The organism is Gammaproteobacteria bacterium, assembly GCA_029882975.1.
In the GTDB taxonomy this organism is placed as follows: domain Bacteria; phylum Pseudomonadota; class Gammaproteobacteria; order SZUA-152; family SZUA-152; genus JAJDNG01.
Genome location: JAOUJW010000014.1, coordinates 23,146 through 44,632, shown reverse-complemented (window position 1 = coordinate 44,632; position 21,487 = coordinate 23,146). Strand labels below are relative to the sequence as shown.

The following is a 21,487-nucleotide window of genomic DNA, read 5'->3' as shown; positions in this document are numbered from 1 at the left end:
TGTGTAATCGAATTTAAGCTGCAAGTATTAGACCTTACTCGATGAGCCAGGCTAAAATATCGACAGATGAGGGCTGAAAACTATTCAAATCGCGTAATTAAGATTTTATTCTCGACCTTTCGCGCAACCATTTCCAAAACTTTTTTACGGTTAAGAATTTGTGATTGACTACTGAACAAAGTGACCAATGTCAAAGTACCCTTACCAATAGCAACATTGTCCTTAAAGGTCCATTTCATATCTCGAATGAACATTTGTCGGTCAGAGGTCTGGTAAACCAAATCTTGATATTCTGATTTGACTTGCTCCAATTGTTCGTAGTACTCGCTCTCCGGATCATCATCAAACAAGGAAGTAAACCGCTCCAGATCACCCGCCTCATAGGCACTGATTAACTGAACTGTCAGATTGTTCAACTCTGCAATGGTTGGGGTTTTTTTGGATCTTTTCGAAAACTCGGTAACACCATTTACGTAATAGTATTTTTTTTGTACCCCGGCATTACCCAGTTCCGTAGACTGTGATTTTATTGTGGAATATAGAGGCTTTTTAGACGCCAGCTGTTTAGTCGATACCCCTGTATCAGCTTTAGCAACGAATGCAGGTTTGCTTTCTTTTGGCTTTACCGGTTTGGGCTTAGTCGGTTCTTGAGTCGGTTTGCGCACCTTAGTCTTCACGGAAACAATCTTACCGCTACTTCGGTCGACTGAAAAATTCTCACTGGATACCACTTGCATGTTTTCCAATCCGGGACCCTCATTCTCCAGCTGTGCCTTCGCGGCCGCCTCCGCAGCAAGTTGTAACGCCATCTTTTCTTCACGCTCCCGCCTGGCTTTTTCTTCCCGCTCTCTCTGTGCAATCGCTTCGCGTTCGCGCCTGATGTTTTCTTCGCGCTCCCGTTGCGCCTGTGCCTCACGCTCGCGTCGGGCCTGCTCCTCGCGTTCTATCCGAGCCAGCTCTTCACGCTCCCGTTGAGCCTGGGCCTCCCGTTCTCTCTGAGCCAGCTCTTCACGCTCCCGTTGAGCCTGGGCCTCCCGTTCTCTCTGAGCCAGCTCTTCACGCTCCCGTTGAGCCTGGGCCTCCCGTTCTCTCTGAGCCAGCTCTTCACGCTCCCGTTGAGCCTGGGCCTCCTGTTCTCTCTGAGCCAGCTCTTCACGCTCTCGTTGGGCCTGAGCCTCCCGTTCTCTTTGAGCCAGCTCTTCTCGCTCTCGTTGGGCCTGCGACTCGCGTTCTTGCTGCGCTTGTTCCTCACGCTCCAGTTTGGTCTGCTCTTCTACGAGTTGATCCAATTTTGCCACGAGACCATCATTGAAATCCGGCACCGGTTTTGTCTCAGCAGCAAGCCCAGCCGGTGATTTTTGCGTGACGGGGGCCACAGCGGGGCGCTGAATATTGGGGTCTACCCCGGTTAAGTGCATCTGTTTGGAGCGGTCTATTAAGGTTTTAATATCTACCATTGCGTTTTGTTTGAGAATGACTTTTTCGTCCGTAAACACCTCTACCAAACTGGGGCGACCCATTTGTTCTTCCAGCGCAGACTCCAGATCTGCAATCCATGCGCTTTGCGACAAAGCTGCTTGCTGAGCAGGCTTCAAGGACAACCAAGTGCGTCTGAAAAAATACAGTTTCTGTACATCCCAATCTTTGGTACGAATCAGATTTAAAGCAATTTGATCAATTTGAGGGACCGGTGTCTGACCGGAGGGACGAACAGGATTATCGGCCAATCCACCAACTGGATGGCTCCCGCTCTGTTCCGGTTCTTCAAAGAAGGTTTTTTGCAGATAGACAACCGCACCGTAAACCAGCGCGAAAATAATTAGTCCATATATAAAATTGGAAAGAGGGCCGCTATCAACCTCTTCATCTTGCACCAATTTAGATATATTTTCTTTTTCTTCCAAGGACTTAAACTGTACGTTGGACTCAAATCCGTTTAACCCGGATTTTGCATCCGTGTAAGCAGCATGTGATTTGCTATCAGACATACCCATAATCTTGCGCAACAAAAGTTGCACGCCGAATAAAAGGTTGCCGCCTCCTTAACATAACCTTTTTTCCATACCCAGGACGCTCTCCAACACGTCCACCCCCAAAATCCGTAGACACGGTACTATTCTTAGGATTATTTTTATATAAGTATTTTTTACAGAGAAATCTGCCAAAAATCAATAAAACTTAAGAAAATTCCTACACGCAATATAGCAAATTATTAGAAGGGACTGCGCAGGTGCGACCTGGAAGGGCTAAGTTTGGTACTTGTGCATGCGATCCCGGACTTTTTTTATGTATTCTCGGGTTTCTTCATAAGGTAAATATTTTCGTAAATGTTGATAAACTTGCTCAGGATTCATTTTGTTGATTTTTTTCAATGCCTTCCCTTTCCAGATCCAGCGATTGGTGAATTTCTTCTTGGAATACTGACCCGCAAAAGACCCCATAACATTATCCACTCCGGTATTGTATGCGGCGATTGCCGCCCATTGGCGAGACACAGGATCTTTTATGCGTTTCAAATACCGAAAATGCAGCATATGCAAATAGGCAACACCCAATTTGATATTGTTATTGGGTTTGTATAAATAGGTATCCTTAACAATTTTGTCCCTGGCATACAAAAACCGGTATGCATCACGAGCTCCCGTTTGAGGCACCAATTGCATTAAGCCAAAAGCAGGCACGGGGGACTTTGCTCGAGGATTAAAAAAACTTTCCGTTTCAATAATGGCATAAATTAAGTGTGCTGGAATATTGTGACGTACAGAGTTTTTGTCCACCATATGCCGATATTTTTTCGCCCGTATTCGAATGTGGTCTGGCACTAACTTAAACTCGGTACTGAATACCGTACGCTTGCGCCCATCTGACCCTTCTATGTCGCGCTGTGTAACAGCTTTGAGCTGTTCTTTCCTAAACGCATCCATCTTATCCGGGGATAGAGGCTTACCATCTTGGCCTGCGACCAAACCCTTCAACATGGGCTCACCTTCGCTGGGCGGAGGCTCGGGCTGCTTGGCCATTTCAACAATAGAACGATCATCCGGTGGTTGAACGATAGTAGCTTGTACCGCTCCCGCCATTTTTTGCTGTACACCATCCTGGTATTTTGCTTTTGTCGGGCTTACTGCCAACTCCACTTTCACCGTCCCGTGTTCGTAATTTACGACACTGCGTTGGCTTAAGTTGTCGCGGTAGGTGACTTCAATATCCGCGCTTGGTACTACCGCTTCATTCCCCCAGACGACCGCAGTCACTTTTTTGAATTTGTCGTAGGCCTCACGAACTTCTTCATTGCGACGCAACAGCTCTAAATCCGCAGCTTTTTTTGCGCCCATAAACTTATTGAGTTGATGAGACTCCGTATGGTCGGCTATTGAATACTGACTGGGTACCGCCATGGCCGCCACCAGTAAACTAAGCTGCATATTCCGACTTATTGTTGGAGCTAATCTCAAACGTATGTTCTTGAGGTGAGTTTTGTCACACTGGCCCATAGTTCTGTTGATACGCGTTTTAAATGATGATGAAAAACTTAACGTCTTTGGACCCAAACTCTTTAGACTCACCCCGAAGCATTTTTCTATAATTTGCCAACCCAAACGTGTCAATTTTGTGTCGTGTGTTAAGGCGTTTTAATGCTTATTAAAGCCAACCCGCTGGAGTTCCATTCATATCCGTGCAAGTTACGTTTTTTGCTAAGACTGAACCTCTGATTGCAAACCTGCCATTCGCACAATCGTCATGGTTACAAGCAGAGGCTCGGCCGAACTCCACGACAAAACCCAAACCTTGCCTACCCAGCCAACAAGGCCAGAGCCGGCCGCTGAGTTTTTCCGTGAGACACATTATCAACGCCGGTTTCGTTATGGTACTGCGATTTCACCCGACCAAATCGGTAGTCCCAAAGAAATTCCGGTAAATTTGTCTCACCGGAGCCGATAAATAGACTGTCGGCATGCGGCTTGGCTTGCTCTGTTGTATGAGTAAGCATGGGACCGGTAAATACAATTACACAACCCAAGGCGCGGTATTGTGCCGCCAATTGATAAGCCCGATACTGATTATAATGATTGATAAACAGAATCACTATATCGGATTTTTGTGGATACTTAATATCGTGCAGTCGCTCATCAAGCACTTGTACCGCTCCCAAACGACCGGCCAGCCCGGCCATTCGTGCCAAACCGATTGGCGGGAGCACTCGGCATTGGGCAAACTGACTTAACGGACTGTGTTCACCATCATCTTTAGGCACTACAAATAACACTTTCATGATTCATCTCCAGCATTCGATTCTGGAAATAACTATAGAAAGCGTAAATGGCCTAACACCGATGAGCGCTGTCAATCCAACGACTAATTATGACAAATTATGACAACCACTATAACACCATCGACAGCGCTATCATTTACGCAGTTACAGCATTATAATGGGCCCTGCATCCGCCGGATGGCTCTGACCAATAACACAACATTTTAGTTATGACACCTTAGTTATAACACCGCTATACAGGTTACTTATTTATGGCCGACTCACTTAGCTGGACAGGATTTGCGGTTCGATTGTTTTTCGCACTCACCCTGGTTTTCTGCACCTATAACCCGGAGGGATACTCCTTTTATCATTGGGGCATACTCAACATTCAAGCAGACCTTCCCTTGAAATTATTTGTAGGAGTGGTTTTGTTAATTGGCTGGACTATCTATATACGCGCAACCTTGCATTCCTTAGGATTCATCGGCATCGCGTTGGCTGTGGCTTTTTTCGGATCCTTGACCTGGGTCGTCATAGACCTGGGCTGGATACCCACTAACAGTGTCAAAGCACTCACCTATGTGGTTCAACTGATTATCAGCTGGATTTTAACCACCGGTATCAGCTGGTCGTTTATTCGCAAGAAAATCAGCGGCCAATACGATGTCGTGGAAGGAGAGGAAGCCGAGCACTAACGCCGGCTTCCTTCCCCCTCAAACAAGGAAAATCCTGCAAACAACCTTGGCTCTACATCATCCTGGCGCGCTTGGTAATGCGTTTGGACAAACCTCGAGTTAAACGTCTGATCTTCGGGTGCAGAGCGGTAGTTTCCTCCACAATAAAGTTATCCAGCGGCTCCCCACGCTCAGTCACAATCACATCTGCCATTAAACGCTCACGCCCGGGACCGGAGTAAAACTCCGTAATTAATACATCAACCTTAAGCGACCGACGGATACGATACTCCTTGAAGTGACGAACCAGATTCCTGTACAAACGTTCCACCCCTTTGTGTTTGACGAAGTTTCGCGCCAACGCGCGTTCGTTGTTTACGAAATCTTTGCTCAGTGCCACCGTTACCCGATTACCGGCCAGATACTTTTCGCCTAAATTGTGTGCTGGTGCGACGGAAGGTAGCAAGCCGACTCCCAGCAATAAAATAAGTAATTTCTTCATTTCTAATATCCCCCATGACCGTGTTTATCTCTATAACGAATTTGACCCCGGCCTCCGTCGCTTTTCAGATAATTCCTACGTAGAGTAATATTTCAAAGAAGTTTTCTGTTTTTTTTAAAAAAATATTGCGCCCATATACAATTCATGATTAAACCAATAGACAAGCTTCACCAGCTGTGATAACAATAGAAAAGTAATAGGGCGTAACCCCGTCTACGCATCGTCGGGCAACAGACATAGCGAAATAAGTCGTGTCTTACGGTGTCGCAGTGTTGATTTCTCTGATGGTTTCCGGTGTTAGCCGGAATTCCACCCTGAAATGACGCACACTGCAGGAACTTCTGATTTGATTTCAAGCTCATGGGAACCGTTCGTTGAGCAAATTAGAGTTTCCTAATTTAACACCACTTTTATAAACACTAACTGGTCGCAAAAGGGGCGCGAAGTGTACCAGGGCTCGGTTGACAGAAAAACTCTAGTTTGGATAAAAACCCAAATTGAGCAAACGCTTGAGGGTGTGTTGCCGGCCTGCGAACAGTACTCTAAGAATCTTCGTGACACGACCCCATTGGAACAGTGCCTGGAGCCCCTCAGATGTGTACGTGGGGCCTTAAAAATGGTGGGAATCCGAGGGGCAACGCTTCTTTCCTCGGAAATGGTGAATTTGGCTGACGCTTTACTGCTGGATAATATCCGCCATAAGCAAGCGGCGACCGAAGCGATGGCGACAGCCATATTACAATTGAGCGCCTACTTGGAAAGCCTATACCACGGTCAACCGGACGTCCCTCTGGTGCTACTCCCCCAACTCAATGATTTGCTCGCCGCACAAGATAAACAGCTGTTGACCGAGGGCGAGTTTTTTTCACCCGACCTGACAATCGCGGTTCCGCCACAGCCAGACGCGGAATGCCTGGTCAACGGACACATCTCGGAAGTCGCACGACGCCTGCGCCCCGGCTATCTTTCAGGCTTGTTAGGCCTAATCAAAAAGCACAACACCACTGAAAGCCTGGAAAAGCTCATAACAGTTGTAGACAACTTGATGCACTGTAGCCGCAGTAAAGCCGGTAAACAGCTGTGGTGGCTGGCCTCAGGACTGATGGACTCTTTGTATGACCAGGGGCAGGAAGCCAATATCGCTGTAAAGATTTTGTTGGGTCGAATTGACCAGCAGATAAAACTCCTGATCGTTCATGGCGAAAAGGCGCTGGTACAGCAGCCGCCTGATAAAATCTGTAAGAACCTTTTGTACTACATTTCCCAATCCAAATCGGACAATCAACGTGTCCTTGAAATCAAAACCGCTTTTGGAATGGATTTTCCTGACGACAACAGCATACAAAAATCGCGTGAGAGCCTGGGAAGTTTTAATGTCCACCTCATCGAAACCGTATCAAAACAAATCAAGCAGGAATTGGAAGACATAAAAGACGCACTGGAGGTTTCGGTCAGAGCCACCAACACAAATACCACCAAGCCCTTAGCAGCGGCTTTAACCAGCCTGAATTCGGTGGCCGAAGCACTAGGTATGCTGGGTATGAGTAATTTGAAAAACTTGCTGCATGAATACGCAGTGTTTTTAGCCCCCAAAGTCGCCGCCGGTGAGCAACTGGCCGACAATGACTTAATGGGCTTGGCTGCCGCATTGATTCATGTGGATGCTTCGATCTCGGATTTGGGTATAGACGTAAAAGGAACTCGAAAAGGTGGCTTACCGGCAGCCGAGTATCGAAAACTACTTAAACTCATAGCAACAGAAGTTATTAAAGAACTGGGATCACTCAAAAAGGCCTTACTCGAGTTTATTCAAACCGGGTCGATTACCGTAATGCATAAGGCGCCCGACCTGCTGCGCAATATTCGCGGCGCCATGGAAATACTCGGTTATACAGCTCAAGCCAACCTTGCCGATGCCATCGGCCGCTATATGCAAGATACATTTCAAGACGATACCCTGCCACCGGACTCCCATGAACTGGAGCTGTTGGCGGACACCATTGTGGGTATGGAATATTTTTTCGAGTCCATGCTGGAACAAAGTGTCGCCCCGGATATTGCCTTGAAAATCGCCTCGCGAAGTATTCGCCAGTTAGGCTATGCTCCCGAAACCAATGTCTGGGATATTAGCAGCCATAAATTGACAGCCCCCCCTGTGTTAGAGATTTCAGCAGCACATCGATAAACGGTCCGATCCAGGCGACCGACGGCCTCAAGACACAATGTGTTAAAGTTTTTACGGTTTTGAACCGATCTAGAGCTATTGTAAACAGATTGTTGCGGTTTTTCCTCTAGTGGTTTTCTCCTATCTTAATGTTTTTTTAAGCAAATTGTCCGACCGGGATCCTGAGTTGGAACAGGCCGCTGTGGCCCGACCGATTATCGGCGGTTTGGGTTTATTTTGCTTTTTGTGGCTATCCGAATTAAGCAACTGGCATTGGATTGGTATTGTTGCCATAAGCTATCTCGCCGGCACATTACTCATCTTGACCGGAGCTATCCTGGCACCAGAACGAATGCCAGTACGGTCTAAGCTGGGTATTTGTCTGGACACATGTACCGCCACATTCGCCATGACTTCCGGTGCGGCCACTGCCGGTTTTCTGGGTATGTTTCTCTTAATCGCCATTGGTAACGGTTTACGTTTTGGCCGTAACCACATGAATTTTGCCGTCGTGACCGGTGTTCTGGGTTTTGTGAGCGTTATACTCACTACCCCTTACTGGCAACAAAACCTAACCCTTAGCCTCGGAGTTTTAGCTTGGTTAATTGTATTACCGTACTATATAGGCAGTCTCTTGCACAAACTGGAACAAGCAACCCGAGAAGCACGTCAAGCCAACAAAGCACGACGTGAATTTCTTGCCAATATGAGCCACGAAATTCGCACGCCATTGACTGCCATCATTGGTTTTGCCGAAGCCTCGTTGGATAGCGACCAAAGTATGCAGGAACGTATGGCGGGGCTGAAAACCATTGTTCAAAACGGTGCTCATCTACATGCTATTGTGGACGACATTCTGGATTTTTCCAAAATCGAAGCCGGTAAATTGGAGTTGGAATATCTCGATACCGACTTGTTCAACCTGGCCCGGGAAGTGGAAGATTTAGTCAAACGCAAAGCCGTTGAAAAAAATATTGTCTTTAAACTGGAATACATTCCACCATTACCCCGCTCCATCGCTACAGACCCTCTGCGCTTAAAACAAGTTTTAATTAATCTGTGCAGTAATGCGATTAAGTTTACCAATGAAGGCTTTGTTCTGGTGCAGTTTCGCTGCGACCCGCAGGAAGAAGTGCTCCGCATTTCGGTCATAGATACCGGCATTGGACTCAGCGAACAACAAATTCAGGATTGTCTAGACCCATTTCAGCAGGCCGAAGCGGCTACCAGTCGCAAATACGGCGGCACTGGCTTGGGACTTCCCTTATCCAATCACCTGATTGAGCTGCTGGGTGGAAGCCTCAACATTTACAGTGCACTGAAAAAGGGCTCCACATTTGAAATTTGCCTAAACCTAAGCCCTTTGGACACGAGTACACTTATCTACAACATGGAGCAATGGCAGCAGTCAAGTATCGTGGAATCCAGCCACCGGGACCATCATATTCGACTGCATGGCGACGTGTTACTGGTGGATGACAATGAAACCAACCAACAGTTGTTTTCATTGTTTTTGCGCCGCCTGGGGGTGTCTGTCACTATTGCGGACAGCGGAATCAGCGCATTGAAAGAAACCGTGTACAAAAACTTCGATCTCATTTACATGGATATGCATCTACCGCAACTGTCCGGATTGGATACGGTAAAAAAACTTCGAGAAATCGGTTATAGCAAACCCATTGTCGCATTGACCGCAAACGCCACCTCGGAATACCGTCATTTGTGCCTGCGAGCCGGCTGCGATGACTTTTTGGCCAAACCCATCCTACGTAGCCAGTTTGAGCAGGTGTGTGCAAGATATTTGCATCCGGCCGCTGCGGAGGACTTCATGCCGGAACCCATTTTTTCTTCCTTACTGCAACATGAACCGGAATTTGCTGATCTGGTGGAAAAGTTCGTAAACGATTTACATACCACCCAAGGCACAATAGAAATGCTGATGCGAACTAAGAACTGGCAAGAATTGAAGGAGGTACTCCATACCCTCAAAGGGACTGCAGGCGGCCTGGGTTATCCCGTGCTGACCGATTTGGCCGGTAAAATCGAGTTTCAACTTATCAGTGAAAACTACGACGCCGTTGATAGTCTTTCCATAGACCTAAAGAGGTTGTTCAATCGAATTTTTGAAGGGATGCAATTAACTCGAAGTTTTAGTGAATTCAGTAGCGGGTTATCCTAATGTTTAAAATATCCAGCGATCCCTATGCACCCCCCTTGTATGGTAACGTGCTAATAATTGAAAACGATCCGATTCAGCAACAAATCATACATTTGTTGTTGCGTAAAATCGGGTTGACTACCGAGGTTATTTTCGCCGATGAACGAACCCTGGAGTGTATGGACAAACGACATTTTGACGCTGTTATCATTGATTCGATCATGCAGTTCGTAGATGCCACCAAATTAATTGAAACTTTACGTAAGGAGGAATTCACCAAACCCATAGTAGTGCTTGTGCATGACGAATCATCGGACGGTGAGTTGTTTCTTGATGCCGGATGCGATGCTATCTGCAACAAACCCGTGGATCAAACTGTGTTATATAACGCCTTGAAACCGTATCTGGCCTGCAATAGCCCTGCCGGACGCAACAGTCCCATTCGTTCCAATTTGCTCGATAAAAAACCGCAAATGGCTGAAGAAGTGAAGGGATTTGTCAGTTCGCTGCCCGCCAAACTCAATTTGATTCGAAAGCTCTTTAAGACCGAGCAATGGCTAGAGCTATTGGAAGTCGCCAAAGACATTAACGGCAATTCTTTTGGCTATCCATCGCTGGAAAACTACAGCCGGGTGTTACAATACCAAATTCGAGTCAACGACCTTAAGAATGCGCAATTCACCATCAAGGACCTGCAATTTGTCTGTCAACGTATTTATCTGGGCTTACATCAGTAAGCCCATCCTTACACTAACGCATTTCCACCTCAACCATGTCCACTGCAGTCCAGCCTAAGTAGTCTACTTTTCCACTAATACGTAAAGGGACTAAGTTGGATTTTTCCAAGTAAATCCGCACATCATCTTTCAACCCTAAAAATTCGAAGCCCTCATCGGCTTCCTCCCCCAAGGGTACAATTTCCAAACGCAGCTCCAGAGCCGTGGTTTCTTCCTCGACAAAACGTAGCGCGGATTGCGTTCTTTTCTTGTAGTTGACTTCCAAGTAGACCTCGGCAGCAACACGTATGGTAATTTTGTTAACTGTCTGTTTCCCAAAGCTGTGAATGACCAGCGAATCACCGACCTGTCGCAAGTTTGCCGCAGAAATAACATAGAACAATGCGGCATTGTCTGTTATGGGTATCCCACGGGCCACCTTGGGGTATTTAAACTGAAAAGTCTCCTTTCGACTCCATTTTTCCGGGGCCAGTTCGGCTTCCGACTCCAAAGGTGTCCACTGAATGGCTTGCGCCTTATCTGTAGCAAAGCGATAAGTTTTCAAACGTTGCCTTTTCCCCCAGTCCAACTGCTCCCGTTGTAGTGCTGTTGCGTCCTGTTGAAACCAGAACTTCACCTGAGAATTACGATTAAAGGCGCGAGACTCCAGCGTCATATAAAATAAGGGTTGCTCGGTGATGGGCACCCCTTTATCCACTGGTAACAGGACTTTGTTCACCCGCTGCTTGTCTATGGGTTCCCAGCTCACGTCCGCGGTTGCTGAGACAAACAAAAATGACGCTGAAAATTGCAATTTTTTCCATGGAATCCGCTCCGGATTAAGATCCAGCGCCATTACCGGACTCAATACCGTACACAAAAATAGGGGGAACAATAATTTAACAACGGTCATGTCGATTCTCAACACCTTCTCGGCTCTAATCATGGGTGGCCCAACCACGCCCTGAAGTTTTTTTGCGGTTTAAATCAGTCAAAGGACTAGGATTAGCCGGCGTAAACACTTAAACTTATAGCCCTTTGGGCATCCTGTTTAACACCTATCTGTTTAACCTATATGAACATTACGCTTAACGGTGAACCAGCACAATTCTCAAGTGAATTGACAGCAGCGCAGCTCATAGATTCCCTGGGCTTGGGCGGAAAACGCTTGGCCGTGGAAGTAAATCTTGAAATTGTACCACGCAGTACCTATGAATCATTTATTATCAAAGAAAACGACAATGTAGAAATTGTTCATGCTATCGGTGGTGGCTGACTCCAGCCCCAGTTACACAGCCCCAATCGCATAACTCCATTCGAGTTTAAATTTAAGCACTAATTGAGGATTTTGAAAGGACATGTCAAACGAAAAGAACGACAGCCCCTTGATTATAGCCGGCAACCAATACAATTCCCGGCTTCTTGTAGGCAGCGGCAAATACAAAGACCTGGAAGAAACCCGGCTCGCCACCGAAGCCAGTGGCGCAGAAATCATTACCGTTGCCGTGCGTCGTACTAACATCGGTCAAAACGCCAAAGAGCCCAATTTGCTGGATGTCATATCTCCCAACGAATACACCATCCTGCCTAATACTGCCATGTGCTATACGGCAGAAGACGCGGTGCGCACCTGCCGCTTGGCCAGAGAACTGCTGAACGACCATACACTGGTAAAACTTGAAGTTCTGGGCGACGAAAAAACCCTATACCCCGATATTCGTGCCACCATTAAAGCCGCCGAAATTCTGGTTAAAGAGGGTTTTGAAGTCATGGTATACACCAGTGATGACCCCATTGTAGCCAAGGAATTGGAGAATATTGGTTGCGTGGCAGTTATGCCGTTGGCAGCCCCCATTGGTTCAGGACTGGGGGTTCAGAACCGCTACAACCTGCTGACCATCATCGAGCAGGCCAACGTACCCATTCTGGTGGATGCGGGCGTAGGCACCGCCTCAGACGCTGCTATCGCCATGGAACTGGGTTGTGATGGCGTCCTGATGAATACCGCCATCGCCGGGGCTCAAAATCCCGTCCTCATGGCGTCGGCCATGAAAAAGGCTGTGGAAGCGGGCCGAGAAGCGTATCTGGCTGGCCGAGTGCCTAAAAAACGCTACGCATCGGCGTCCTCACCGCTGGAAGGCACGTTTTTCTAACCGTTTCGTTTTCTTACTGCACCATCGCATGACTCCTGAAGAGAACAAACGGGTAATACACAAGCGGATTGTGCGAAGTTTTGTGCGCCGCGACGGACGGCTTACGGCAGGTCAAGCCAAAGCACTCAACGACCTTTGGCCCCTTTACGGCCTGGATCCCCATATACCTCTGTGCCGTGCCGAGCAAATACCCATGGTATTGGAGATCGGTTTCGGCACCGGAGATTCCTTGGTCCAGATGGCCAAAAACGACCCGGAAAAAGTCTTTGTTGGGATTGAAGTTCACCGACCCGGCGTGGGCCATTTACTCAAACGCATATCTGCGGAACATATTGAAAATATAAAGATTTATTGCGCCGATGCAGTAGAAGTATTACAGCAGTGCATCGCCGACGAATCACTGCATACCGTACAAATTTTCTTTCCGGATCCCTGGCACAAAAAGCGCCATCACAAACGTCGATTGATTCAAGCTCCGTTCCTGCACCTGCTGGCCCGCAAACTTCAGCCAGAGGGCATTGTTCATATTGCAACCGATTGGCAGGATTATGCAGAACATTGCGTTGCCGCTTTCAGCACCCTGGAAGATTCCGAACCCACGGCGTTATTCCGTAACCTGGCGCCAACCCCACCCTACAGTCCCAGGCCGCCGCAGCGTCCACTCACCAAGTTTGAGCAACGAGGCCAAAGGCTCGGACACGATGTTTGGGATCTTCTATACCAAAAACTCTAACTGCTCCCAGCAAAATTGGAGCAAAAAAAAGGAGCCCTTATCAGGCTCCTTTTTATTTAATAGATCAAACACTTACTTGTAGTATTTAATCATGTCTTCCAGTGAGGCTGGCTTGATCTTGGAAGCGTGACCGGCACAACCGAAAGCTTCAAAACGCGCTTTACAAATATCCCGCATCGCTTCGGTAGAAGCTTTCAGGAATTTGCGTGGATCGAAGTTGGATTTATTGTCTGCCAAGTGGCGACGAATGGCGCCGGTTGAAGCCATACGTAAGTCGGTGTCGATGTTAACTTTACGTACACCGTGCTTGATGCCTTCCTGAATTTCTTCGACAGGCACGCCATAGGTTTCGCCCATGTCACCGCCGTATTCGTTGATAATTTTCAACCAATCCTGCGGCACGGAAGACGAACCATGCATAACCAAGTGAGTGTTAGGCAGTTTCGCGTGGATTTCCTTGATACGATCAATCGCCAGAATGTCGCCTGTAGGAGGACGGGTAAATTTGTACGCACCGTGGCTGGTACCAATGGCGATAGCCAGGGCATCCACACCGGTTTTGGCGACAAAATCAGCCGCTTCATCGGGATCAGTCAACAATTGGTCATGAGACAGCTTGCCTTCGGCACCGTGACCGTCTTCCTCACCCATTTCGCCGGTCTCCAGAGAACCCAGACAGCCCAACTCACCCTCAACGGAAACACCACCGGCGTGAGCCATATCCACAACGGTTTTGGTGACGTTTACATTGTACTCATAGGAAGATGGGGTTTTCATGTCAGCCATCAGTGAGCCGTCCATCATAACGGAGCTGAAACCGGACTGAATGGAGCGCAAACAAACCGCCGGCTCGGAACCGTGGTCCTGATGCATAACGATGGGAATATGCGGGTACTGTTCAATAGCCGCAGAAATCAAATGGCGCAAGAACGGTTCGCCCGCGTAAGAACGAGCCCCGGCAGAACCCTGCATAATGACCGGACTGTCCACTGCGTCGGCCGCTTGCATGATTGCGTGAACCTGCTCCATGTTATTAACATTAAACGCAGGCATACCGAAGTTATTTTCTGCTGCGTAGTCAAGCAATTGGCGTAAGGATATCAGTGCCATGTGTATACTCTCCCATAAGAAAAAAATTAATTACAAAAATCTCTTGGTTTGTTGCCTAACACAAATAACCGCTCAAACTGACGCGTCATTTGGAATCAGGTCATCCCCCACTTTCACTATTTTCAAAGAATTGGTGCCGCCGTGTATTCCCATCAAATCACCTTTGGTGATAATAACAAGATCACCGTCCCTGACAACACCCCGACGTTTTAACTCATCCACCGCTTCCTTGTTGGCCGTGGCATGATCGTTGGTAGTGATATCGAAACTGATAGGGGATACCCCACGATACAATGTCACCTTACGCCGCGTAGAAACATGGCGGGTCAATGCGTAAATAGGTATACCCGAACTAATTCGCGACATCCACAAGGGTGTAGAGCCGGATTCGGTCAAAGCCGCAATGGCTTTTACTTCCAGGTGGTTAGCAGCATACATGGTACACATGGCGATAGCCTCGTCCACCCGTCCAAACGCTGTATTAATTCGATGATCCGACACTGTGGCCACGGGTTGTTGTTCTGCCACCCGACAGATCCGGTCCATGGCAGCAATTGCTTTGTCGGGATAATCACCTGAAGCTGTCTCAGCTGACAGCATCACTGCATCCGTACCATCGAATACCGCATTGGCCACATCAAAGACCTCAGCCCGAGTAGGAATCTGGCTGGTAATCATGGAGTCCATCATCTGAGTTGCCGTAATGACCACTCGGTTCATGTTTCGGGCGGTTTTGATCAGGTTTTTCTGTACCGGAGGTAACGCAGCATCTCCGATTTCCACACCCAAATCCCCGCGCGCAATCATGATCACGTCCGAGGCCGCAATAATTTCGTCAATAGCTTCAAGGGCTTCACTACGCTCGATCTTAGCGACAATACCGCCATGCCCACCGGCTTCCAGCAACAAGCGCCGCGCCTCCAGAATGTCTTCAGCCGTTCTGGGAAAGGACACTGCAACATAGTCCGCCTTGATACTGGCGGCAATCTTAATGTCCTCTCGATCCTTATCCGTGAGTGCCGGAGCCGACAAACCCCCGCCCTGACGGTTGATACCTTTTCTGTCTGACAGCGGACCACCGGTTTTAACCCGGCAACGAATCTCGTCACCCTCAACCTCATCAATCCACAATACGATCTTACCGTCATCCAGTAACAGGGTATCGCCACGCTTAACGTCAACATTCAGACTCTTATAACTGACTCCAACACGCTCTTTATTCCCCGCATGAGCGTCCAAGGCCAAATCAAGGATAAAAGTGTCATCCTCTTCAAGCCGTATTGGCCCATCTTTAAAGCGTTCAATGCGAATTTTTGGCCCCTGTAAATCAGCCAAAACCCCCACCTGCCGGCCATGAGCCCGGGCACGATTTCGTACTTTTTCAGCGCGGGATCGATGATCGTCTGCGGTACCGTGAGAAAAATTTAATCGCACCACATCCACACCGGCTTCGATGATTTTATCCAACATTTTTGGATCATCGGTAGCCGGCCCCAGGGTCGCCACTATTTTTGTTCGTCTCTGCAATTCGTTAACTCCAGCCTGAATTAGTCTTTCGCTCTTTGTTCTAACATGGCAACGGCAGGGAGAGTTTTTCCTTCCAAATACTCCAGGAATGCTCCACCTGCGGTGGAGATGTAACTCACCTTGTCATAAATATTGTACTTCTGGATAGCAGCGATGGTGTCACCACCACCTGCCAGACTGAAACCCGCCGCATTGGCAATAGCCATGGAAACGGTTTTGGTGCCTTCACCGAACTGATCAAATTCAAACACACCAACCGGGCCGTTCCAAACAATGGTACCGGCTTTACTGATAATGTCAGCCAGTTCCTGTGCGGATTGAGGACCGATGTCGAAAATCATGTCATCGTCAGACACATCACCGGCATTTTTCAGAGTAGCTTCCGCGTTCTCGTTGAATTCTTTACCGACCACCACATCAACGGCAATAGGAATGTTAGCACCGCGTTCTTTCATTTTCTCAACCAGGGCTTTGGCCGTGTCCACCAAATCGTCTTCACACAAAGACTTACCCACATTATTCCCCATTGCTTTGAGGAAAGTATTGGCGATACCACCACCGACGACCAATTGGTCAACTTTCTCAGATAAGGCTTCGAGAACCGTCAGTTTGGTTGACACTTTGGAGCCACCAACGATGGCCACCATGGGGCGAGCCGGATTGGCCAGCGCCTGTGCCAGGTTGTCCAACTCATCTGCCAGTAACAGACCGGCACAAGCGATGGGTGCGAATTTGCCGGCTCCATGAGTAGAAGCCTGGGCCCGGTGAGCTGTACCAAAGGCGTCCATCACGAACACATCACACAGTGCAGCATATTTCCTGGCTAAATCTTCATTATCTTTCTTCTCGCCGGCGTTAAAGCGCACATTTTCAAGCAGCACACATTCGCCGCCGGCAACTTCGAAACCGCCATCCAGATAATCTTTGATCAAACGCACTTCTTTGCCCAGCTTGGCGGACATATCGGCTGCAATCGGCGCCATGGAGTTTTCTTCGTCGGCCTTACCTTCTTCAGGACGACCGCGGTGTGACATAACCATAACAGAAGCACCGGCTTTCATGCAGTGTTCTATGGTGGGCATGGATGCAGTGATGCGGGCATCGGAAGTCACCTTACCATCTTTTACGGGAACATTAAGGTCGGCGCGGATCAAAACGCGCTTACCGGCCAGATCCAAATCGGTCAGCTTGATAAATGACATGATAGAACTCTCCTGAGATTTAAATTTTGAAAAACGATTGGCCAAACCTAAATTACCAACTATGAGTTTGTCGATAATGAGTTAGCAATATAAAGCTGCTAACCATGGGCTGTGGCTTGGCGAATCGCTTTTTGTTGTCCGTCTGCCAATAAACAGGGTGAGCACCCGCCCACCCTGTCTTAGCTATACATCCAGCAAAAAAACCGGACAATGTTTCGCTTAGTTAGCTGCTACGTGCTCAACAAAACGCATCATGTTGCAGGTATAGCCATACTCATTGTCATACCAGCTTACTACTTTGACAAAAGTGTCGTCCAAAGCAATACCGGCTTCTGCATCGAAAATGGATGAGTAGCCAACACCACGGAAATCCGTAGATACCACTTTCTCATCGGTGTATCCCAAAGTTTTGCTCATGTCGCCGGTTTCTGAGGCTTTCTTCATTTCAGCACAGATATCAGCGTAGGACGCACCCTTTTCCAGTTCAACGGTTAAATCAACCACTGAAACATCAGAAGTCGGTACGCGGAAAGCCATACCGGTCAACTTGCCATTGAGTTCCGGTAACACAACGCCCACTGCTTTAGCTGCACCTGTGGAAGACGGAATGATGTTTTCCAGAATACCGCGACCACCGCGCCAGTCTTTCTGAGAAGGACCGTCAACGGTTTTTTGGGTAGCTGTTGCCGCGTGAACCGTAGACATCAAACCACGCTTGATACCCCACTTGTCATTTAATACTTTGGCAATAGGAGCCAGACAGTTGGTGGTACAAGAAGCTGCGGAAACAATCGCTTGACCGGCATATTTTTCGTGGTTAACACCGTATACGAACATAGGTGTACCGTCTTTGGACGGAGCAGACATAACCACTTTTTTAGCGCCGGCATCAATGTGCTTTTGACAACCTTCTTCTGTCAGGAAGAAACCGGTGGAATCGATAACGATATCCGCACCCACGTCACCCCACTTCAGGTTGGCGGGATCACGCTCAGCCGTCAGACGGATTTCTTTGCCGTTAACAATCATGCAGCCTTCGCCACCTTTGACCTCACCCTGGAAACGACCGTGTACTGAATCGTACTTAAGCATGTATGCCAGATAGTCCGCATCCAACAGATCGTTAATACCCACGATTTCAATATCTTTGAATTCGTTGTACACAGCACGGAAAACCATTCGACCGATGCGGCCGAAACCGTTAATACCTACTTTAATTGCCATTAATACTCTCCCAATTTTCCCAAAAAAATTTTTACAAAACACCTTCTACAGCGCTGACCACGTTTTCTACGGTCATGCCGAAATACTTGAACAATTCGCCGGCCGGGGCAGATTCGCCAAAACGGTCCACGCCCACAACACTGCCATCCAGACCAACATACTTACGCCAGTAGTCCGTCACACCCGCTTCCACGGCAACGCGAGCGCGCACGGACGGCGGGATAACGGTGTCACGGTAAGACTGATCCTGAGCTTCGAAGGCATCAACACAAGGCATGGAAACAACACGAATCTTACGCCCTTTACCGCTCAATTCTTTGGCCGCATCCACAGCCAGGCCTACTTCAGAACCGGTGGCGATAATAATGGCGTCCGGGGTACCATCACAATCACTGAGTATGTAACCGCCTTTTGCGATATCTGCGATTTGCGCATCGCTGCGGCCTTGGCATACCAGATCCTGGCGGGTCAAAATCAAGCTGGTGGGACCGGTGCGCTTCTCAACAGCAGCCTTCCAGGCAACTGCCGTTTCCACGGTGTCAGCCGGACGCCAAACAGACATATTGGGCATCATACGTAAAGTAGCCGTTTGTTCTACCGGTTGATGGGTAGGACCGTCTTCACCCAAGCCGATGGAGTCGTGAGTGAATACAAAAATGTTCTGCACTTTCATCAGGGCCGCCATGCGCAATGCGTTTCTTGCGTATTCGGAGAACATGAGGAAAGTACCACCGTAGGGGATAAAACCGCCGTGCAGTGACATGCCGTTCTGAATCGCGGCCATACCAAATTCACGCACACCGTAAGAGATGTAGTTACCATCGGTGACTGTGTTGCTGATGGTTTTAGAACCTGACCAGTTGGTGTTGTTGGAACCGGTTAAGTCAGCGGAACCGCCCAAGAATTCCGGCAACAAAGGACCATACCCGTTCAGTGCCGCTTGAGAGGCCTTGCGCGTAGCCATTTTTGCGGCTTTTTCTGATGTTTCTTTGATAAAGGCTGCAGATTTGGCGGCCCAATCAGCCGGTAACTCACCTGCTGTACGACGCTGAAATTCAGCCGCCAGCTCCGGGTATTCCGCTTTGTAAGCGTCAAATTTTTCGTTCCACTTTTCCTGGGCCTGTTCGCCTTTGGATTTGCCGTCCCAACCTGAATACACTTCATCGGGAATCACGAAGGGATCGTGTTTCCAACCCAGGTTTTCACGGGTAGCAGCCACTTCGTCTTCGCCCAGAGCCGCGCCGTGACAGTCGTGACTGCCGCACAAGTTGGGAGCACCATAGCCAATAACGGTTTTACAGCAAATCAGCGTGGGCTTATCGTTGACAGATTTGGCGTCATGAATAGCCTTGTCCAAAGCGTCGGCATCATGGCCATCGACATCACGAATCACGTGCCATCCGTAAGCTTCGAAACGCTTAGCGGTGTCATCAGTGAACCAACCTTCTACGTGACCGTCGATAGAAATGCCATTATCGTCCCAAAAAGCAACCAACTTGCCCAGACCCAAAGTACCGGCCAGGGAACAGGCCTCATGGGAAATACCTTCCATCATGCAGCCGTCACCCATGAACACATAGGTGTAGTGATCCACAATGTGGTGGCCGTCACGGTTAAACTGGCCGGCAAGCACTTTCTCAGCGATGGCCATACCCACACCATTAGTGATACCTTGCCCCAAGGGTCCGGTAGTGGTTTCTATACCAGGCGCATAACCGTATTCCGGATGCCCCGGAGTTTTAGAATGCAACTGGCGAAAATTCTTAATGTCATCCATTGACAGGTCGTAGCCGGATAAATGCAGCAGAGAATAGATCAACATGGAACCGTGACCATTCGATAAAATGAACCGATCGCGATCCACCCATTTAGGATTGCTGGGATTGTGCTTTAAGTGGCTGTTCCACAAAACTTCGGCTATATCCGCCATACCCATGGGAGCACCAGGGTGACCGGAATTGGCCTTTTGGACAGCATCCATACTTAACGCACGAATGGCGTTGGCTAATTCTCTACGCGTGGTCATGTATTTCTCCTCAAGTTCCAAATAGATAAAAATCTGCGACCTGCCCTTCGCGGCACAGGTAAAAAAACTGTGGTCTGATCAACGGAGACACTAAATTCGACTCGTGCTGTTGCCAGCATTAGAGCCCTCAAATTATTGTAATATTGAGCAATTTCCGTCTAAAAGAACGACTTCGTCTTAAAAGGAGCGCAGCCCCTTCCTCCCCTAGATCAACCTAATTCCAGGACCGTTCGTTTTCCACCTCACAAGTGTTGATTGTTATTTTTATCCCACCAACGTTTCGTAATTCCCGGCGCGGATTGAGTTTGTGAAGGTAGACGCGGCCCATTAAAGGACTGCGTATTTTCTCTCATCGAGGGGCTTAGAGCAATAGGACAGGGGATATTGACCCTAATTTATTGATTTTAAGCAATATTAGATCAATACCCTCATCATTTACACGAATAAATGGCTGACTAAAAAACCATCTAAGCTATTCTTCACGCCATTTAATAGAGCATCCCATGCTGGGGATTTGCTCGCTTGGACCATGTCCACTCACAGCAACCTGGGACATGGCTTCAAACAAGTCACGGCGCACATCGGCGGGGGCAGTATCCTTACGACTGGCGTCCAAACGCCCCCGATATTGCAGTTTTAAATCAGCGTTATAGCCAAAAAAATCGGGGGTACACACGGCGCCATAAGCTTTGGCAACCTCCTGGGACTCATCCCATAGATATGGGAATGGAAAAGCAAACTCCTGCGCCACCTTAGCCATGTTTTCAAAAGAATCTTCCTGGTAAAGCGCTGGATCGTTGGACATGATCGCCACGCTGTTCACCCCCAATAGCGTCAATTCAGCCGTGTCACGCACGATGCGTTCGCGAATAGCCTTCACATAAGGGCAATGATTACAAATAAACATCACCAACAGACCCTTTTCGCCTTTACACTGTTCCAAGGTCCAGGTTTTTCCATCCACGCCCGGCAGCGAAAAATCAATTGCATCCAAATCAAAATCGCAAACCGGAGTTTCCAAACTAACCATAAATGCTCCTTTT

At 48.2% G+C, this 21,487-nt stretch carries 18 protein-coding genes; 7 read left to right on the top strand and 11 right to left on the bottom strand.

Translation table 11 applies throughout. From position 1 onward, the window contains the following. Positions 1-80: 80 nt before the first annotated feature. The 3 genes from OEY58_11805 to OEY58_11795 all read right to left on the bottom strand — a co-directional run bounded on the left by OEY58_11805 (position 81) and on the right by OEY58_11795 (position 4,273). Entirely contained in the window at positions 81-1,988 is a 1,908-nt protein-coding gene (locus tag OEY58_11805; protein ID MDH5326137.1) for a hypothetical protein, read from the bottom strand. A gap of 258 nt (positions 1,989-2,246) precedes the next feature. Next, the gene (locus OEY58_11800) at positions 2,247-3,425 is read right to left on the bottom strand and encodes a murein transglycosylase domain-containing protein (protein MDH5326136.1); all 1,179 of its coding nucleotides are present in this window, start codon (positions 3,423-3,425) and stop codon (positions 2,247-2,249) included. A 368-nt stretch (positions 3,426-3,793) separates the two neighbouring features. Then, positions 3,794-4,273 carry a hypothetical protein gene (locus OEY58_11795; GenBank protein MDH5326135.1) on the bottom strand — a complete coding sequence of 160 codons (480 nt, stop codon included), beginning with the start codon at positions 4,271-4,273 and terminating at the stop codon, positions 3,794-3,796. A 251-nt stretch (positions 4,274-4,524) separates the two neighbouring features. On the opposite strand from OEY58_11795, the gene OEY58_11790 reads away from it, so the two are divergent. After that, positions 4,525-4,950 (top strand): DUF6524 family protein, encoded by a 426-nt coding sequence (locus OEY58_11790; protein ID MDH5326134.1) that lies wholly within the window; start codon positions 4,525-4,527, stop codon positions 4,948-4,950. 52 nt (positions 4,951-5,002) lie between these two features. Here the strand turns inward: OEY58_11790 and OEY58_11785 are convergent, their stop codons facing one another. Continuing rightward, a complete protein-coding gene (locus OEY58_11785; GenBank protein ID MDH5326133.1) occupies positions 5,003-5,431 on the bottom strand; it encodes a hypothetical protein in 429 nt (142 codons plus the stop codon). A gap of 616 nt (positions 5,432-6,047) precedes the next feature. On the opposite strand from OEY58_11785, the gene OEY58_11780 reads away from it, so the two are divergent. The 3 genes from OEY58_11780 to OEY58_11770 all read left to right on the top strand — a co-directional run bounded on the left by OEY58_11780 (position 6,048) and on the right by OEY58_11770 (position 10,490). Then, entirely contained in the window at positions 6,048-7,616 is a 1,569-nt protein-coding gene (locus tag OEY58_11780; GenBank protein MDH5326132.1) for a hypothetical protein, read from the top strand. Positions 7,617-7,725: 109 nt separating this feature from the next. Beyond that, positions 7,726-9,774 carry an ATP-binding protein gene (locus OEY58_11775; protein ID MDH5326131.1) on the top strand — a complete coding sequence of 683 codons (2,049 nt, stop codon included), beginning with the start codon at positions 7,726-7,728 and terminating at the stop codon, positions 9,772-9,774. After that, positions 9,774-10,490, top strand: coding sequence for a response regulator (locus OEY58_11770; protein ID MDH5326130.1), 717 nt, complete (start codon positions 9,774-9,776; stop codon positions 10,488-10,490). Before OEY58_11775 ends, OEY58_11770 begins: the two co-directional genes overlap by 1 nt. A gap of 13 nt (positions 10,491-10,503) precedes the next feature. Here OEY58_11770 and OEY58_11765 read toward each other — a convergent pair whose 3' ends face one another. Next, positions 10,504-11,415, bottom strand: coding sequence for a hypothetical protein (locus tag OEY58_11765; protein ID MDH5326129.1), 912 nt, complete (start codon positions 11,413-11,415; stop codon positions 10,504-10,506). A gap of 129 nt (positions 11,416-11,544) precedes the next feature. On the opposite strand from OEY58_11765, the gene thiS reads away from it, so the two are divergent. The 3 genes from thiS to trmB all read left to right on the top strand — a co-directional run bounded on the left by thiS (position 11,545) and on the right by trmB (position 13,355). Then, on the top strand, positions 11,545-11,745 hold the full coding sequence (gene thiS / locus OEY58_11760; protein ID MDH5326128.1) for a sulfur carrier protein ThiS: 201 nt from the start codon (positions 11,545-11,547) through the stop codon (positions 11,743-11,745). Between the two features lie 82 nt (positions 11,746-11,827). Next, positions 11,828-12,622: a thiazole synthase gene (locus OEY58_11755; protein ID MDH5326127.1), complete on the top strand. Its 795-nt coding sequence runs from the start codon at positions 11,828-11,830 to the stop codon at positions 12,620-12,622. Positions 12,623-12,650: 28 nt separating this feature from the next. Continuing rightward, positions 12,651-13,355, top strand: coding sequence for a tRNA (guanosine(46)-N7)-methyltransferase TrmB (gene trmB, locus OEY58_11750; protein ID MDH5326126.1), 705 nt, complete (start codon positions 12,651-12,653; stop codon positions 13,353-13,355). 72 nt (positions 13,356-13,427) lie between these two features. Here the strand turns inward: trmB and fba are convergent, their stop codons facing one another. From fba to OEY58_11720, 6 genes are all read right to left on the bottom strand, one after another. Then, a complete protein-coding gene (gene fba / locus OEY58_11745; protein ID MDH5326125.1) occupies positions 13,428-14,465 on the bottom strand; it encodes a fructose-bisphosphate aldolase class II in 1,038 nt (345 codons plus the stop codon). Between the two features lie 72 nt (positions 14,466-14,537). Then, positions 14,538-15,992: a pyruvate kinase gene (pyk, locus tag OEY58_11740; protein MDH5326124.1), complete on the bottom strand. Its 1,455-nt coding sequence runs from the start codon at positions 15,990-15,992 to the stop codon at positions 14,538-14,540. Positions 15,993-16,012: 20 nt separating this feature from the next. Further along, complete coding sequence (locus OEY58_11735) at positions 16,013-17,194, bottom strand: phosphoglycerate kinase (protein MDH5326123.1); 1,182 nt, start codon at positions 17,192-17,194, stop codon at positions 16,013-16,015. Between the two features lie 219 nt (positions 17,195-17,413). After that, complete coding sequence (gap, locus tag OEY58_11730; protein MDH5326122.1) at positions 17,414-18,418, bottom strand: type I glyceraldehyde-3-phosphate dehydrogenase; 1,005 nt, start codon at positions 18,416-18,418, stop codon at positions 17,414-17,416. A gap of 31 nt (positions 18,419-18,449) precedes the next feature. Then, positions 18,450-20,444 (bottom strand): transketolase, encoded by a 1,995-nt coding sequence (tkt, locus tag OEY58_11725; protein ID MDH5326121.1) that lies wholly within the window; start codon positions 20,442-20,444, stop codon positions 18,450-18,452. A 472-nt stretch (positions 20,445-20,916) separates the two neighbouring features. Next, positions 20,917-21,474: a thioredoxin family protein gene (locus OEY58_11720; GenBank protein ID MDH5326120.1), complete on the bottom strand. Its 558-nt coding sequence runs from the start codon at positions 21,472-21,474 to the stop codon at positions 20,917-20,919. Positions 21,475-21,487 lie beyond the last annotated feature (13 nt).